Origin of the sequence: Streptomyces sp. CCM_MD2014, assembly GCF_000772045.1 — a bacterium.
GTDB lineage: Bacteria > Actinomycetota > Actinomycetes > Streptomycetales > Streptomycetaceae > Streptomyces > Streptomyces salinarius.
Genome location: NZ_CP009754.1, coordinates 2,221,985 through 2,235,763, shown reverse-complemented (window position 1 = coordinate 2,235,763; position 13,779 = coordinate 2,221,985). Strand labels below are relative to the sequence as shown.

Here is a 13,779-nt window from a genome sequence, read left to right as displayed (position 1 = left end):
TTCCGTCAGTCGGCCAGCGCCGCCAGTTCCTCGGCCGTGCGCGGACCGGTCGCCGAGTCGGGCAACAGCCCCCGCGCCCGCAGCAGTCCGGCCGCCGCGACGCCCCACGGCAACCGCAGCCCGGCCTGGCGCAGCAGGTCGGTGCGGGCCAGCGTCGCGGCGGCCGGGCCGGTGCGCACACCGCCCGGGGTGAGCAGGGCGGCGTCGTCCGACCAGCGCAGGGCGAGATCGACGTCGTGCGTGGCCATCACCACGGTGGTGCCGGCGGCCCGCAGCCGGTCCAGGGTGGCGAGCAGCCGCTCCTGCCCGTCCGGGTCGAGTCCGGCGGTCGGTTCGTCGAGGATCAGCACCCGGGGCCGCATCGCGACGGCCCCGGCGATCGCGGTCCGCTTGCGCTGCCCGTACGACAGCAGATGCGTGGGCCGGTCGGCCAGCCCCGCGATGTCCAGGGCGGCAAGCGCCTCCGCCACCCGGGAGCGGACCTCCGCGTCGGGCAGACCGAGGTTCAGCGGCCCGAAGGACACGTCCTGGCCGACCGAGGCCGCGAAGAGCTGGTCGTCCGGGTCCTGCACCACCAACTGCACCGTGGTCCGCAGCCGGGTCAGCCCCTTGCGGTCGTAGGTCACCGGCTCCCCGCCGACCGTCAACGTCCCCGTGCGCGGCCTGAGTCCGCCGCTGAGCAGCCGCATCAGCGTGGTCTTGCCGCTGCCGTTGCGGCCGAGCAGCGCCAGCGCCCGCCCCTCGCGCACCGCGAAGTCCAGCCCCGTCAGCACCTCGGGGCCCTCCTCGTAGGCGAAGGACGCGCCCCGCAGGGCGACCAAGGCCGGGGCAGGGGCGGGGGCCGGTTCCGGTGATCGCACCGGTTCGCTCACGACAGGGGTCCTTCCAGTACGAGGGTGAGGCCGGCCAGCGCCGCGAGGAGCGCGACGCTCGCCGCCGTGAACGGCACCGAGACGCGGGCCTCGGGCACCAGCACGCGCAGGGTGCCGTCGTACCCGCGCCCGGCGAGCCCCGACTGGAGCCGCGCCGCCCGGTCGAAGGCCCGCACGAACGCGGTGGCGCCCAGCCCGCCGAGCGAACGCCAGGCAGCGGCCCGGGTGGTGTGCCCGAGCCGTGCCGCCTGTGCCTCCCTGATCCGGCGCACGGAGTCCAGCAGCAGGAAACTCATCCGGTACGTCACCAGTGCCACGTCCACGACCGGCGCCGGCACCCCGGCCCGCACCAGGCGCGGCAGCAGGTCGGACATCGGCGTGGTGAACGCGAACAGCAGCACCCCCAGCGAGGCCGCCGAGGTGCGCAGCAGCAGCTCGCCCGCGCGCACCGCGTCGCCGTCGGCCGCCGTCAGGAACCCGTCCGGCCCCCCGACCTGGACGAGCAACGGCAGCGCACCCGTCACACAGAAACCCAGCGGCACCCGGTACGCCCGCCACAGCCGGCGCCCCGGCACACCCGCCGGGCCGAGCAGTACCGCCAGCGCCGCCACCAGCACCAGTGCCGCGCCCGGCCAGGGCGGCAGCGAGATCGCCAGCACGGTCAGGCCGAGACCGAGCACGGCCTTGTCCACGGGATGGCGGCGGCGCCAGCGACTGCCGTGCGCCGCCGCGTCGATCGGCAGCACTCAGTCGCCCTCGGGGATGTCCCGCGACACCGACGCGGCCTCGGAGGCCGCCGTCGCCCGCTGCTCGCCCTGCCGCCGGCCCCGGCGCAGCCCGAAGTAGTACGCCAGCACGCCCGCGCCGAGCGCGGCCTGCAGCGCGAACAGCGCCGACTCGACCTCCCCGGACGGCGGTTCGTACAGCGGGGAGAACCACGGCTCGTAGTCCGGCTCGATCTCGGTGATCGCCGTCTCCGCCTCCGCGTCGGCCCCGGCGAACGGTTCCTCCTTGTGGTCGCCCAGCCCCAGCACCAGCGGGAGTACGGCCAGCGCGGCCACGGCGAGCAGCAGCAGGGCGTTGATCTTCGCGTTGCGGCTCATCGGGCCACCGCCTCCCGCTTCTGCTCGCCGGACCGGGTCAGCAGCACGCCCAGCCGGGTCAGTTCGCCCTTGCTGGACTGCACGAGCAGCCGCATCACGATCACCGTGAGCAGGCCCTCGCTGACCGCGAGCGGGATCTGCGTGACGGCGAAGATCGAGCCGAACTTGCCGAGCGCGCCCAGGAATCCGCTGCTCGGGTCGGGGAAGGCCAGCGCAAGCTGCACGCTGGTCACGCAGTACGTGGACAGGTCGGCGACGAACGCGCCGAAGAACACGGTGACCATCAGCGGCACGTCCCAGCGGCGCAGCAACCGGTAGACGCCGTACCCGGCCCAGGGGCCGACGATCGCCATCGAGAAGACGTTGGCGCCGAGCGTGGTCAGCCCGCCGTGGGCGAGCAGCAGCGCCTGGAAGAGCAGGGTGATGGTGCCCAGGACCGCCATGATCGGCGGCCGGAACAGGATCGCGCCCAGACCGGTGCCCGTCGGATGCGAGCAACTCCCGGTGACGGACGGCAGTTTCAGGGCCGACAGGACGAACGTGAAGGCTCCGGAGGCGCCGAGGAGCAGCGTGCTCTCCGGGTGCTCCCTGACCTCACGGGTGAGTGACCGGACTCCGTGGACGACGAACGGCGCGGACGCGACACCCCAGGCGATCGCGTGCGCCGGCGGCAGAAAGCCCTCGGCTATGTGCATGGCTCAGCAGACCCTCTCCAGCACCTCGTGGATGGACGACGCGCCTTGGCCGGTCTCCTGGCTTACGGGTACCACCGCCCGTGCTCCGCCTTCCCGGATCGCAAGCGATCCAGTGGCTGCCCGCGAGGGCCGGAGCCGGACTTCCCGATTCACAGTGGCGAGGGCCGCACCGGCATCACACCGGATTTCCCGTTCACCAAGGCGTGGCGACAGTAGTGCTCCCACGGGGGTGGGCACAAGCGGGCCTCGGGCCGGACGGACACCCCTCCGGACCGCCCCACACGCCTCAGGGCTGCGGAAACGCTTGGCGTCGCCGCTCGGACATCAGCCGCCTCTCGTCCTCGCCCATCGTGGCGAAGATCTCCGCGCGCCTGTGGTGCAGCGCACGCAGCTCCTCCTCGCCGAGCGACGCGGCCCAGCGGCGGCGCGCCTCGCCCAGGCGGGCGACCTCTTGCGGCGTCAGCGGGCGTTCCACGGCGGTCATCTCCTCGATCACGTCCAGATAAGCCTCGGTCGAACCGTCGGCCGCGGCGTCCAGCGCGCTCAGCGCGCCGAGCAACCGGAGCCGCAGCTCGGCGGTCTGCCGCAGCCGCTCCTCGACGACGTCGAGCCGGCGCCGGATCAGCTCCGCCGGATCGTGGTCCGGCTCGTCGTCCAGCACCGCGCGGATCTGCGCCAGGGGGAGCCCGAAGCTGCGCAGCGCCAGCACCCGGTGCAGGCGCCGGACGTCGTCGGCGTCGTAGCAGCGGTGGCCGCCCTCGCTGCGGGCAGAGGGGGTGAGCAGCCCGAGCCGGTCGTAGTGGCGCAGGGCGCGGATGCTCAGCCCGGTCTCCCGCGCGAGTTCGCCGATGCGCCGGGTGCCGCCGGTCGTGTGGGTCATGCAGTTCCTCCGGGCTCCTCCGCGCGTGTGCGACCGAGGCCAGGAGGTGACGCGGCGGCAGTTTCAAGGCCCGCCTCAGCGGAAGCGGCCCCGCTCGGGCCGTCGGACCACCATGTCCCGCATCCGGGTGGTCAGCGCGGTGGCGGCCGCCGTGAGGAAGACGAAGCTGTACGTGATCTGCAGGACGGTCACGACCCGCGCGGCCTGGCCCCGCGGGGTGATGTCGCCGTACCCGACGGTGGCGAGCGTCACCACGGTGAAGTACAGGGCGTCGATCCTGGTGTGCAGCCCGCTGAACTCGCCCGGCTGCTTGGCCAGGGTGTAGTACGCCGCCGAGAAGACGTGCACGGACAGGACGATCAGCAGGGAGATGACCACGCCGGGCCGGCTGTCCGGACGGTCGAGGAGCACGTGCCGGATCTGCCGGAGCAGCAGGACGGCCACGACGGTCAGCAGGACGGCGAACAGCACCCAGCTCAGCACGGGGCGTTGAGGACCCAGGTGGTCGAGGGGGAGCAGGAAGTAGGCGACGACCACGGCGGCCGCGATCCCGACCCGCACGAGCCAGGGCCCGACGGCGTCCCGGCCGGTACGGCGGTGGGCGTCCCGGCCGTCCGTTCCGTCCGCGGGGGCCTCGCGGGCCGCGGGGTCCGTCCGGTCCGTGGGGCCGGGGTCTTCAGGGCCGGTCGGGTCGGTCACCGTTCCGCCGCTCCCGTCGGCGGCGCCCCGCCCGCTCCCGGGCCGTCCCGGCGCACCAGCTGGGCGACGACGAAGGCGACGACCGAGGCCATGACGATCAGCGGCATCTGGTCGTGGGCGTCCCGCCCCATCAGCAGCACCGCCAGGACCGCGCTGGCCAGCGGCAGCCCCGTCACCGCGGCCGCCGCGGCGGAGATGCCGAGGGCGAGGGCCGGGGCCGCGCCGAATCCGGGCAGGCCGGAACAGGCCAGGGCGGTCGCCGCGCCCAGCAGCACGGACGGGAAGATCGGGCCGCCGCGCAGGGCGCCCAGCGCGATGCCCCAGGCCAGCCCCTTGCACGCGACCAGCGCGACGAGCGCCCCCACGGACCAGGCGTGCGGGTGCGCGGCCAGCTCGGCGAGGGTGGCCTGCCCGGACAGCGCGGCCCCGGCCGGGGAACGGCCCGTGATCAGCGCGTACGCGGCGACACAGACGCCGACCGCGGTGGCGCAGACGACGGTGCGGGCCGCCGTGCGGTGTCGGGTCCAGGTGACCGTGCGGTGCCCCAGCCCGCGGGCCAGCGTGACCAGTACGGCGATCAGGGCGGCCGTGGGGAGGCCCCACAGGAAGTCGCCCGCGTCGGGACCGGCCTGCGGCGGCAGCTCGGGCAGGGCCAGCGCGCCGATCTTCAGCCCCGTCCACTGCCCGAAGCCGGTGAAGACCAGGGCGCCCGTCGCGCTGGCCAGCAGACAGGGCAGCAGCAGCGCGACCAGCTGCGTCCCGGCGAGCCCCGCCCCCTCGACGAGCAGGACCGCCGCCGCGATCGGGCCGCCGAGGATGGTGGAGATCGCGGCGGTGGAGCCGGCCGTGGCGAGGATCGCGCTGGCCCGCTGGTCCGCGCCCGCGCCCGCCCGCCGCAGCGCCAGCAGGGCGAGCCCGCTGCCGACCGCCATGAGCGGGGCCTCCGGGCCCAGTACGACGCCGAGCGGCAGCGTGGCCAGCGCGGCGAGCACCGCGCCGGGCAGGGCACGGGGGCCGACGGGCGCGCCGCCCAGGCCGTTCACCGGCAGATGGCCGCCGCCGCCCGGCATCCGGGTCACGATCGGCGCCAGGATCAGCCCGGCCAGGAACAGCGCGGGCAGCGGCCACCACCAGGGCGGGGTGTCGTAACCGGCCGCCTCGGGCAGCGACGTCCACACCCAGTGCTGCAACTCGTGCTGGAGCCCGACGAAGAAGAAGCAGGCCAGCGCGATGGGAACGCCGAGCAGCACGCACAGCAGCAACAGCCGCCGGTAGCCGGGGCTGAGCAGGGTCTGCCGCAGCGACTGCTCGGCCCGGTCCGGAACGGCGTTCGCCGGCGCGGTCACGGAACCCGTGCGCGCCGTCCGCGCCCGGACAGCGGGCCCCGCCGGGGCAGCGGCCGACTCGTCACACGCCCTCCTTCTTCCGCCCCGGCCCTCGCGTCACCCGTGGCCGCGGGTGGCCTCAGTCAACGCCAGTCGGCGGGCACCCGCATGCGCACGCCCGAGGGCGGTTCACCCGTCCGGCGGACCCACGTGGCCGGGGACCGCGGACGCCCGCAGGCTCTAACAGACCTGTCGGTGCCGTCGGCGCCGGTGGGCAGCCGCCCCGTACGGGGGACACAGAAAGGACTCCGCTCATGAGCCAGCACGCCGAACCCTCTCCCGGCCGGCCGTCCCACGGCGGCGACGCCTCCTGGGCACAGCGCTCGGGCGACCGCGCCAGCGGCTGGGTGACCGGCGGCGTCGTCTTCGCGGGCGTACTGCTGCTGCTGAACGGCGCCCTCGCCGTCCTGCAGGGCATCGCGGCCATCGCCGAGGACGACGTCTACGCCCGCATCGGCACCTACGTCTACGAGATGAACCTCACCGGCTGGGGGATCCTCCACGTCATCCTCGGCGCCCTCGTGTTCATCACCGGATACGGCCTGCTCAAGGACATGGCCTGGGCGCGTATGGCGGGCATCGTCCTGGCCTCGCTGAGCCTGATCGCCCAGTTCCTGTTCCTGCCGTACTCGCCCGTCTGGTCCGTGATCATGATGGCGATCGACGTGTTCGTGATCTGGGCCCTGGCCAGGCGGCAGGAGAGCTCCTCCCGCGTCTGAGACCGCGCCCCCGGCGGTCGCCCCGGGCCACGGCGGTCACCCCGCGTCTGCGGCGGTGACCGCCGTGGCCCGGGCGGTTGGCCCGGGGGAGCTTCCGGACACCGGGCTGGGCCACCTGGGCGGCAGCCCCCCCCGCGCAGGCTCAGCGGCGGCGCAGGCTCCGGGCCAGGACCGCCGCCGCCCCCGCGGTGCCCGCCGCGGCCGCCGCCGTGCCCGCGAGGGCCAGCATCCGGGCCCGGCGGCTCGGGCCTCCCGGACGGACGCCCGGCGCGACGCCGTACGCGCTGCCCGCGACCTCGGGGCCGCCCGGCAGGGCCGAGGCCAGCAACTCCGCCAGGTGCACGCCCTCGTGGCCGCCGCTGTCGAACTCGTGGATCTGGGTGCGGCAGCTGAACCCGTCGGCGAGGACGACGGTCGACTCGTCCTCCTCCCGCAGCCGGGGCAGCAGCACCCGCTCCGCGCACGCCTCGCTGACGTCCAGATGGCCGCGCTCGAAGCCGAAGTTGCCCGCCAGCCCGCAGCAGCCGGAGTCCAGCCGTTCCGCGTCCACACCGGCCCGGCGCAACAGCTCCCGGTCGGCCTCCCAGCCCAGTACCGCGTGCTGGTGGCAGTGCACCTGGGCCAGCGCACGCGCGGACCGCTCGGGCACCCGCGGCGGTTCGTAGCCGGGGGAGTGCTCGGTCAGCAGCTCCGAAAGCGTGACCGTCTGCTCGGCCAGCCGGCGTACGTCCTGGTCGCCGGGGAACAACTCGCCCGCGTCCGCCCGGAACACGGCCGTGCAGCTCGGCTCCAGCGCCACGACCAGGCCGCCCGACCGGACGTGCTCGGCCAGGCCCCGCACGGTCCGGGTGAGGACCCTCTGAGCCGTACCGAGCTGTCCGGTGGAGATCCAGGTCAGCCCGCAGCACAGCGGCTCGCCCGGCAGCCGCACCCGCCAGCCCGCGTGTTCGAGGACTCGTACCGCCGCCCGCCCGATGTGCGGGTGGAAGTGGTTGGTGAACGTGTCCGGCCACAGCAGCACCGAGCCGCGGTGTCCGTCGCCCTCCGGCTCGTGGTCCGCGAACCACTGTTCGAAGGTCCGGTCCGCGAACAGCGGCACCTCCCGGTCCGCCACCCCTGCCACCAGCACCGCGGCCTTCGACAGCAGCGGGGCGTGCGTGAGCGCGTTGACGACCGGCCCCAGCCGGGTGCGGCCCACCACCTGCGCGAGCGCGGGCAGCCAGCCCATCGACCAGTCCGAGCGCGGCCTGCGCCACGGCCGGCCCGCGTAGTGGTGGGACAGGAACTCCGCCTTGTACGTGGCCATGTCCACGTCCGCCGGACAGTCCTTCTTGCAGCCCTTGCAGGCCAGGCACAGATCGAGGGCGTCCTTGACCGCCTCCGAACGCCAGCCGTCCCGGATCGCGCCGTCGCCGTGCCCGTCGAGCATCTCGAACAGCAGCCGGGCCCGCCCCCGCGTCGAGTGCTCCTCCTCCCGGGTCACCTGGTACGACGGGCACATCACCGTGCCGTCGCTGGTGTGCTGCCGGCACTTCCCGACGCCGACGCAGCGGTTGGCCGCCTGCGAGAACGAACCCCCGTCGTGCGGGAACCCGAAGCGCAGGTCGCGCGGCTCGAACGGGGCCCAGTCACCTCCCAGACGCAGATTCTCGTCCAGCCCGTACGGCGCGACGACCTTCCCCGGGTTCATCCGGTCCAGCGGGTCGAAGACCGCCTTCAGCCGCCCGAACGCCTCGACGAGCCGGTCCCCGAACATCCGCGACAGCAGCTCGCCCCGGCTCTGTCCGTCCCCGTGCTCGCCGGAGAGCGAGCCGCCGAACTCGACGACGAGATCGGCCGCCCGCTCCATGAACCGCCGGTACGTCGCCACCCCGTCCGCCGTGTAGAGGTCGAACGGGATGCGCGTGTGCACGCACCCCTGCCCGAAGTGGCCGTAGAGGCTCGGGCCGGTGTCGCTCAGATACCCGAACTCCTCGAACAGGGCCCGCAGGCGCCGCAGGTAGTCGCCCAGCCGGTCGGGGGAGACCGCCGAGTCCTCCCAGCCCTCGAAGGTGTCGGGCCTGCCCGGGATGTGCGCGGTGGCGCCGAGCCCGGCCTCGCGCACCTGCCACAGGTCCTGCTCGTGTCCCGGGTCGTCCAGGAACGCGCAGTCGGCGTCGTGCTCCGAGCGGCGCACCGCCTCCAGCATCCGGTGCGCCCGCGCGTCGGCCTCCTCGACGGTGTCCCCTCCGAACTGCACCATCAGGTAGGCGTTGCCCTCGGGCATCTCGGCCAGCGCCTCCTCGTTCAGGTGCTTGATCCGCTCGTCGCGGACCAGCCGGGCGTCGACGCCCTCCAGCGCGATCGGCTCGTGCGGCAGGATCTCCGGCACCGCGTCGGCGGCCTTGTCGATGCTGTCGAACCCCAGCACCAGCAGGGAGCGCTCCTTCACCACCGGCACCAGTTCCAGCTCCGCCCGCAGGACGGTGACCAGCGTCGACTCGCTGCCCACCAGCAGCCCGGCCACGTCGAAGCCGTACTCGGGCAGCAACGAGTCCAGGTTGTAGCCGGAGACCCGGCGCGGAATGTCCGGGAAGCGGCGGCGCACCTCGTCCCCGTAGGTGTCGCGCAGTGCGCGCAGCCGCCGGTACACGGTCGCCCGCAGATCGCCCTGCCGCTCGATCTCCGCGTACTCCTCGTCGCCGGTCTCCCCGCACCAGAAGCGGGTGCCGTCGTACAGCAGCACCTCCAGGCGGGCGATGTTGTCGACGACCTTGCCGTGCGCCTGTGCGGTGGCGCCGCACGAGTTGTTGCCGATCATGCCGCCGATGGTGCAGTTGGGGTGCGTGGCGGGCTCGGGCCCGTACCGCAGGCCGTACGGCGCGAGCTGCCGGTTCAGGTCGTCGAGCACGATCCCGGGCTGTACGACGCAGGTGCGGGCGTCGGGGTCCACCGACTCCACCCGCGTGCAGTACTTGGACCAGTCGAGGACCACGCCCGCGTTGGTGCACTGCCCGGCCAGGCTCGTCCCGCCGCCGCGCGAGAGCACGGGCGCGCCGAACTCCCGCGCCACGGCCACCGCTTCGGCCCCGGCCTCCGGGGTGCGCGGGACGACCACGCCGATGGGGGTCTGCCGGAAGTTCGACGCGTCCGTGGAGTACGCGGCCCGGCTCCCGGCGTCGAAGCGGATCTCACCGTCCACCCGCTCGCTCAGGGCCGCCCGCAGCCCCTCGGTGTCCACCGGCGGCGGTGCCCCTTCCCGCGTGACGGGTTCGGGCAGGTCCAGCGCACCCATGGGCACTCCTCCGTGTGGCGGTGTACGGCCGCCGGCGCGTCGGCGGCACCCGCCCGGACACGACGGCCGTCGCTGAGTACCCCGCCCGGCACCGGGCAATCACCGGACACGGAGCGTCGCCATCCGTGTCGCTGTTGGGCCGAACGGGTGACTTGGCGTAAGAATTGGCTGGTGCACGCAATGAAGGCGAGTGGAATCGGGGGGAGCCGGTGAACAGCCACGACGTCACCGATGAACAGTGGGAAGGGCTCGCCCAGGTCGTTCCCTTGCGCGGGCGCGACGCCTGGCCGTCGGCGGTCGGTCACCGGGCGATGCCGGAGGCGGAGACGGAGCGGCGCCGCCGGTTCGTCGTGCTGCGGGTCAACGTGTTCGCGGACGCCCGCGAGGTCGCCGAGACCCTGATGGCGGGCATCCCGGTCCTCCTGGACCTGACCAGCGCCGAGGGCGAGGTCGCCAAGCGCGTCCTGGACTTCAGTACCGGCGTCGTCTTCGGCCTGGCCAGCGGGATGCACCGGGTCGACCGCAACGTCTTCCTGCTGACCCCCGCGGGGACCGAGGTGAACGGACTGATGGAGGGCGCGGTGGGAGTCCCCGGGATGTGACGGCTCCGAGGTCCCCGGGGATGCCGGTGGCCAGGGAGGACGCCGGTGATCCCGGAGGGCGCAGGTGATCCCGGAGAGTGAGGGCCGCCCCCGGTTCTGACCGGGCGGTCCCCCGATCGTAGGAAAGCCGTCCGGGCAAAACGGTTCGCCGTCCGGCGGAGTCCTACGGTCCGCATATGGCAGCGTCAACGTCACCTGCGTCCTCCCCGTCACCGGCACCGCCCGGATTACCCCGCTCCTCCGCGCCACCGGCCTCCGTCGTGGCGCTTCCCGACCGGCCCCGCGTCACCCAGTTGAGGCTGGCCGCCTTCGCCGGGCACCGGCGCTCCGTGCTGCGGCTCGGGCCGCTCACCCTGCTCGCCGGGCCTAGCGGCAGCGGCAAGACCAGCGCGCTCAGGGCCTACGACGCCCTGGCCCGGCTCGGCGGCGGCGCGGAACTCGGCGCGGTGTTCCCGGACCCCGGTGCCTGCGTGCCCGAGCGGGCCCGGCCCGACGCCCAGCGCCGCCGGGGCTTCCGCATCGGCTGCACGGCCGACGGGGCCGAGGGACCGGTGCACCTGGACGTCGCCGTGCAGGCCGAGCCCGAACTGCGCATCGTGGGGGAGAGGCTGTCGGCGGACGGCGTCGTGCTCCTCGAGACGGCCCTGCGCGACCCGGGCCGCCGTGCCGTGCAGGCGGCCTGGCACACCGCCGGGTCGGCGCCCGTGACCCGCGCCCCCCTGCCGGACGACCGGCTCGGCACCCCGCTGCTGCCGCTGCGGGTGGCCGGCAAGACGGACGGGCAGCGCAGAGTGCTGGCGGCGGCCGAGCAGATGGTGGTCGCCCTGCGCTCCGTCTTCGCCTGCGACCCGCGGCCGGGCCGGATGCGCGAGCCCGTGCCCACCGGCTCGGGGCGTCTGCTGGGCGGCTGCGACAACCTCGCCGACGTGCTGTGGCGCACCCGAGTCGAGTGCGGCCGGCGGCACGCGCAGTTCGTCGCGGCGGTACGCACCGGATGCGCGGGTCCCGTCGCGGACGTCCTGGCCGAACCGGACGTCGGCGGTGTGGTCCGGGCGCTGATCGACCGGGGCGACGGCACCCGCACGGGCCTCGCCCGCCTCGGCTACGGCGAACTGCGCTACCTCGCCCTCGCGCTCGTGCTGTTCACCGGCCCCGGCGTGCTGGAGGTCGACCCGGCCGGCGAGGTCCCCGCCGCCCTGCAGACGCTCACCGTCCTCGCCGACGGCTTCGACCGCGGGCTGGACGCGGCCCAGCGCGCCGAACTGCTCCGGCTGGCGGCGCGGATGTGCGACCGCGGGCACATCCGCTTCGTCGGAGCGGTCGCCGACGCCTCGTGGGCGGCCGGAGCGGTCGGGACGGCCGGTGACGCGGGGACGGCGGCAGGGGAGGGGCCGGGCGGCGTCACGGTGGTACACCTGGAGCCGTGACCGATCATCCCCGTGACCTTCCGGCCCTGCGGCGCAGGCTGGCCGAGTTCGCCGCCGCCCGCGACTGGCAGCCGTACCACACGCCCAAGAACCTGGCTGCGGCCCTGAGCGTGGAGGCCTCCGAACTCCTGGAGATCTTCCAGTGGTTGACGCCGGAGCAGTCGGCCCGCGTGATGTCCGACCCGGACACCGCCCACCGGGTCCGGGACGAGGTCGCCGACGTCCTGGCGTACCTCCTCCAGTTCTGCGAGGTGCTCGGCGTCGACCCGCTGGCCGCGCTGGAGGCGAAGATCGAGCGGAACGAATCCCGGTTCCCCGTGCCCGGCGCACCCCCCGCGGCGGGGGAACCGGAAGGCTGACCGGGAGGCTGAGCGGGGAGGAGTCAACGACTCCGTTATCACTCTCCGCAGTCGGGATCAGGACAGAAATCAATATGGTGTCCGAAGATTTCCGCCTTCCTCTAGCTTTTCGCCCCACACGCCTTCACTCTGGGTAGTGGACAACGGAGTTCGGGCGGACGCGCCGCGCGCGCGTCGGAACAGACGGGGGCAGCGCATGGACGCTGTGCGGCTCATCGTGACGAGTGGGCGCGCCCTGGCCGCCGGCGGCGAGGTGCCGGAGGTCCTGGCGGAGGTGTGGCAGGTGCAGGCCCTCGCCCAGGCGATCGGCAGCCGGCTGGCGGTGTACGGACCACCGGAACTGCGGGGCGAGGCCATCGGATTGACCGAGCTGGCGGGCCGGGGCTGCGGCGTGCTGGGCACGCCGCAGCTGCCCCCGGGTGAGCTGCGCGCCGCCCAGCTCACCGAACTGGGCGACGCCCGGCAGGCCCTGATGCGCCTGGGCACCCTGCTCGGCGAGACCGGCATCGCCCTCGTGGGCGTCGCCTGCGCCGCCGCCGACGAGGCAACGTACTGGCAGTGCATGGAGGCCATCGACGCGGCCGACGAGTCACGGGACCGGGTCCTGGAGATGCTGCGCAAACTGGCGGACCGCGACGCGCACTTACCGGAGCGGGAGGCGGGCTAGCGCTCCACGGCGTCCCGCGTTCCGCGCGCCGCGACCGGAGCCTGTGCCCGACACCCGCGCCGAGCAGGCAGGATGGAAGACATGGATCTCCGTATCTTCACCGAGCCCCAGCAGGGGGCCACCTACGACACCTTGCTCACCGTGGCCAAGGCCACCGAGGACCTGGGCTTCGACGCCTTCTTCCGCAGCGATCACTACCTCCGCATGGGCGCAGTGGACGGCCTTCCCGGCCCCACCGACGCCTGGATCACCCTCGCCGGCCTCGCCCGGGAGACCAAGCGCATCCGCCTCGGCACCCTGATGACCGCGGGCACCTTCCGGCTGCCCGGCGTCCTCGCCATCCAGGTCGCCCAGGTCGACCAGATGTCCGGCGGCCGCGTCGAGCTGGGCCTGGGCGCCGGCTGGTTCGAGGAGGAGCACAAGGCGTACGGCATCCCCTTCCCGAAGGAGAAGATCGGCCGTCTGGAGGAGCAGCTGGCGATCGTCACCGGTCTGTGGGCCACCGAGACCGGCAAGACCTTCGACTTCCACGGGAAGTTCTACGACCTCACGGACTCGCCCGCGCTGCCCAAGCCCGCGCAGGCCAAGGTGCCCGTGCTCATCGGCGGCCACGGCGCCACCCGCACCCCGCGGCTGGCCGGCCAGTACGCCGACGAGTTCAACATGCCGTTCGCCTCCCTCGAGGACACCGCCCGCCAGTTCGGCCGGGTGCGCGCCGCCGCCGAGGCGGCCGGCCGCGCGGCCGACGCGCTCACCTACTCCAACGCCCTCGTCGCCTGCGTCGGCAAGGACGACGCCGAGGTCGCCCGCCGCGCCGCCGTCATCGGCCGCGAGGTCGAGGAGCTGAAGGCCAACGGCCTCGCGGGCTCCCCTGCCGAGGTCGTCGAGAAGATCGGCCGCTACGCCGAGGCCGGCGCCCAGCGGATCTACCTCCAGATCCTCGACCTCGACGACCTGGACCACCTGGAGCTGATCTCCGCCCAGGTCCAGTCGCAGCTGACCTGAACCGTCCCTGCCGCACGGCCGAATAACCGAAGGCGCCGGTCACCCGCCCTGTGCGATCGTATGACCGTCGCTTCGCCGGAGCCCTCGGGGTA

14 protein-coding genes and 1 riboswitch are annotated in these 13,779 nt (G+C 74.1%); of the genes, 6 read left to right on the top strand and 8 right to left on the bottom strand.

Translation table 11 applies throughout. The annotated features are described in order from the left end of the window. Positions 1–5: 5 nt before the first annotated feature. The 7 genes from NI25_RS09675 to NI25_RS09645 all read right to left on the bottom strand — a co-directional run bounded on the left by NI25_RS09675 (position 6) and on the right by NI25_RS09645 (position 5,595). On the bottom strand, positions 6–872 hold the full coding sequence (locus tag NI25_RS09675) for an ATP-binding cassette domain-containing protein (RefSeq protein WP_061442069.1): 867 nt from the start codon (positions 870–872) through the stop codon (positions 6–8). Continuing rightward, a complete protein-coding gene (gene cbiQ, locus NI25_RS09670) occupies positions 869–1,618 on the bottom strand; it encodes a cobalt ECF transporter T component CbiQ (protein WP_061442068.1) in 750 nt (249 codons plus the stop codon). The genes NI25_RS09675 and cbiQ overlap by 4 nt, the downstream gene beginning before the upstream one ends. Next, positions 1,619–1,975 (bottom strand): energy-coupling factor ABC transporter substrate-binding protein, encoded by a 357-nt coding sequence (locus tag NI25_RS09665; protein WP_061442067.1) that lies wholly within the window; start codon positions 1,973–1,975, stop codon positions 1,619–1,621. It abuts the gene before it with no gap. Next, the gene (locus NI25_RS09660) at positions 1,972–2,670 is read right to left on the bottom strand and encodes an energy-coupling factor ABC transporter permease (protein WP_061442066.1); all 699 of its coding nucleotides are present in this window, start codon (positions 2,668–2,670) and stop codon (positions 1,972–1,974) included. Before NI25_RS09660 ends, NI25_RS09665 begins: the two co-directional genes overlap by 4 nt. A 29-nt stretch (positions 2,671–2,699) precedes the next feature. After that, a riboswitch (cobalamin riboswitch) is annotated at positions 2,700–2,886 on the bottom strand. Between the two features lie 70 nt (positions 2,887–2,956). Beyond that, complete coding sequence (locus tag NI25_RS09655; protein WP_061442065.1) at positions 2,957–3,550, bottom strand: MerR family transcriptional regulator; 594 nt, start codon at positions 3,548–3,550, stop codon at positions 2,957–2,959. 75 nt (positions 3,551–3,625) lie between these two features. Next, entirely contained in the window at positions 3,626–4,111 is a 486-nt protein-coding gene (locus NI25_RS09650; RefSeq protein ID WP_228956378.1) for a potassium channel family protein, read from the bottom strand. A gap of 134 nt (positions 4,112–4,245) precedes the next feature. Beyond that, positions 4,246–5,595, bottom strand: coding sequence for a chloride channel protein (locus tag NI25_RS09645; protein WP_061442064.1), 1,350 nt, complete (start codon positions 5,593–5,595; stop codon positions 4,246–4,248). 293 nt (positions 5,596–5,888) lie between these two features. Between NI25_RS09645 and NI25_RS09640 the strand changes: the two genes are divergently transcribed. Continuing rightward, complete coding sequence (locus NI25_RS09640) at positions 5,889–6,353, top strand: DUF7144 family membrane protein (RefSeq protein ID WP_061442063.1); 465 nt, start codon at positions 5,889–5,891, stop codon at positions 6,351–6,353. A 142-nt stretch (positions 6,354–6,495) separates the two neighbouring features. Here NI25_RS09640 and NI25_RS09635 read toward each other — a convergent pair whose 3' ends face one another. Continuing rightward, complete coding sequence (locus tag NI25_RS09635) at positions 6,496–9,627, bottom strand: FAD-binding and (Fe-S)-binding domain-containing protein (protein WP_061442062.1); 3,132 nt, start codon at positions 9,625–9,627, stop codon at positions 6,496–6,498. A gap of 209 nt (positions 9,628–9,836) precedes the next feature. Here NI25_RS09635 and NI25_RS09630 point away from each other — a divergent pair, with 209 nt between their 5' ends. From NI25_RS09630 to NI25_RS09610, 5 genes are all read left to right on the top strand, one after another. Next, on the top strand, positions 9,837–10,229 hold the full coding sequence (locus tag NI25_RS09630; RefSeq protein WP_164412024.1) for a cell division protein SepF: 393 nt from the start codon (positions 9,837–9,839) through the stop codon (positions 10,227–10,229). 176 nt (positions 10,230–10,405) lie between these two features. Further along, on the top strand, positions 10,406–11,656 hold the full coding sequence (locus NI25_RS09625) for an ATP-binding protein (RefSeq protein WP_061442060.1): 1,251 nt from the start codon (positions 10,406–10,408) through the stop codon (positions 11,654–11,656). Further along, positions 11,653–12,015: a nucleotide pyrophosphohydrolase gene (locus NI25_RS09620; RefSeq protein ID WP_061442059.1), complete on the top strand. Its 363-nt coding sequence runs from the start codon at positions 11,653–11,655 to the stop codon at positions 12,013–12,015. Before NI25_RS09625 ends, NI25_RS09620 begins: the two co-directional genes overlap by 4 nt. Before the next feature lie 196 nt (positions 12,016–12,211). After that, the gene (locus NI25_RS09615; protein WP_061442058.1) at positions 12,212–12,682 is read left to right on the top strand and encodes a DUF6099 family protein; all 471 of its coding nucleotides are present in this window, start codon (positions 12,212–12,214) and stop codon (positions 12,680–12,682) included. A gap of 81 nt (positions 12,683–12,763) precedes the next feature. Next, positions 12,764–13,687, top strand: a complete 924-nt coding sequence (locus NI25_RS09610; RefSeq protein WP_061442057.1) for an LLM class F420-dependent oxidoreductase — start codon at positions 12,764–12,766, stop codon at positions 13,685–13,687. The last annotated feature ends 92 nt before the right edge of the window (positions 13,688–13,779 follow it).

Excerpts from the sequence above, each read along its gene's own strand:
- NI25_RS09665 (WP_061442067.1), bottom strand. The coding sequence starts at position 1,975 with ATGAGCCGCAACGCGAAGATCAACGCCCTGCTGCTGCTCGCCGTGGCC.
- NI25_RS09625 (WP_061442060.1), top strand. The coding sequence starts at position 10,406 with ATGGCAGCGTCAACGTCACCTGCGTCCTCCCCGTCACCGGCACCGCCC.
- NI25_RS09610 (WP_061442057.1), top strand. The coding sequence starts at position 12,764 with ATGGATCTCCGTATCTTCACCGAGCCCCAGCAGGGGGCCACCTACGAC.
- NI25_RS09640 (WP_061442063.1), top strand. The coding sequence starts at position 5,889 with ATGAGCCAGCACGCCGAACCCTCTCCCGGCCGGCCGTCCCACGGCGGC.
- NI25_RS09615 (WP_061442058.1), top strand. The coding sequence starts at position 12,212 with ATGGACGCTGTGCGGCTCATCGTGACGAGTGGGCGCGCCCTGGCCGCC.
- NI25_RS09635 (WP_061442062.1), bottom strand. The coding sequence starts at position 9,627 with ATGGGTGCGCTGGACCTGCCCGAACCCGTCACGCGGGAAGGGGCACCG.
- NI25_RS09655 (WP_061442065.1), bottom strand. The coding sequence starts at position 3,550 with ATGACCCACACGACCGGCGGCACCCGGCGCATCGGCGAACTCGCGCGG.
- NI25_RS09660 (WP_061442066.1), bottom strand. The coding sequence starts at position 2,670 with ATGCACATAGCCGAGGGCTTTCTGCCGCCGGCGCACGCGATCGCCTGG.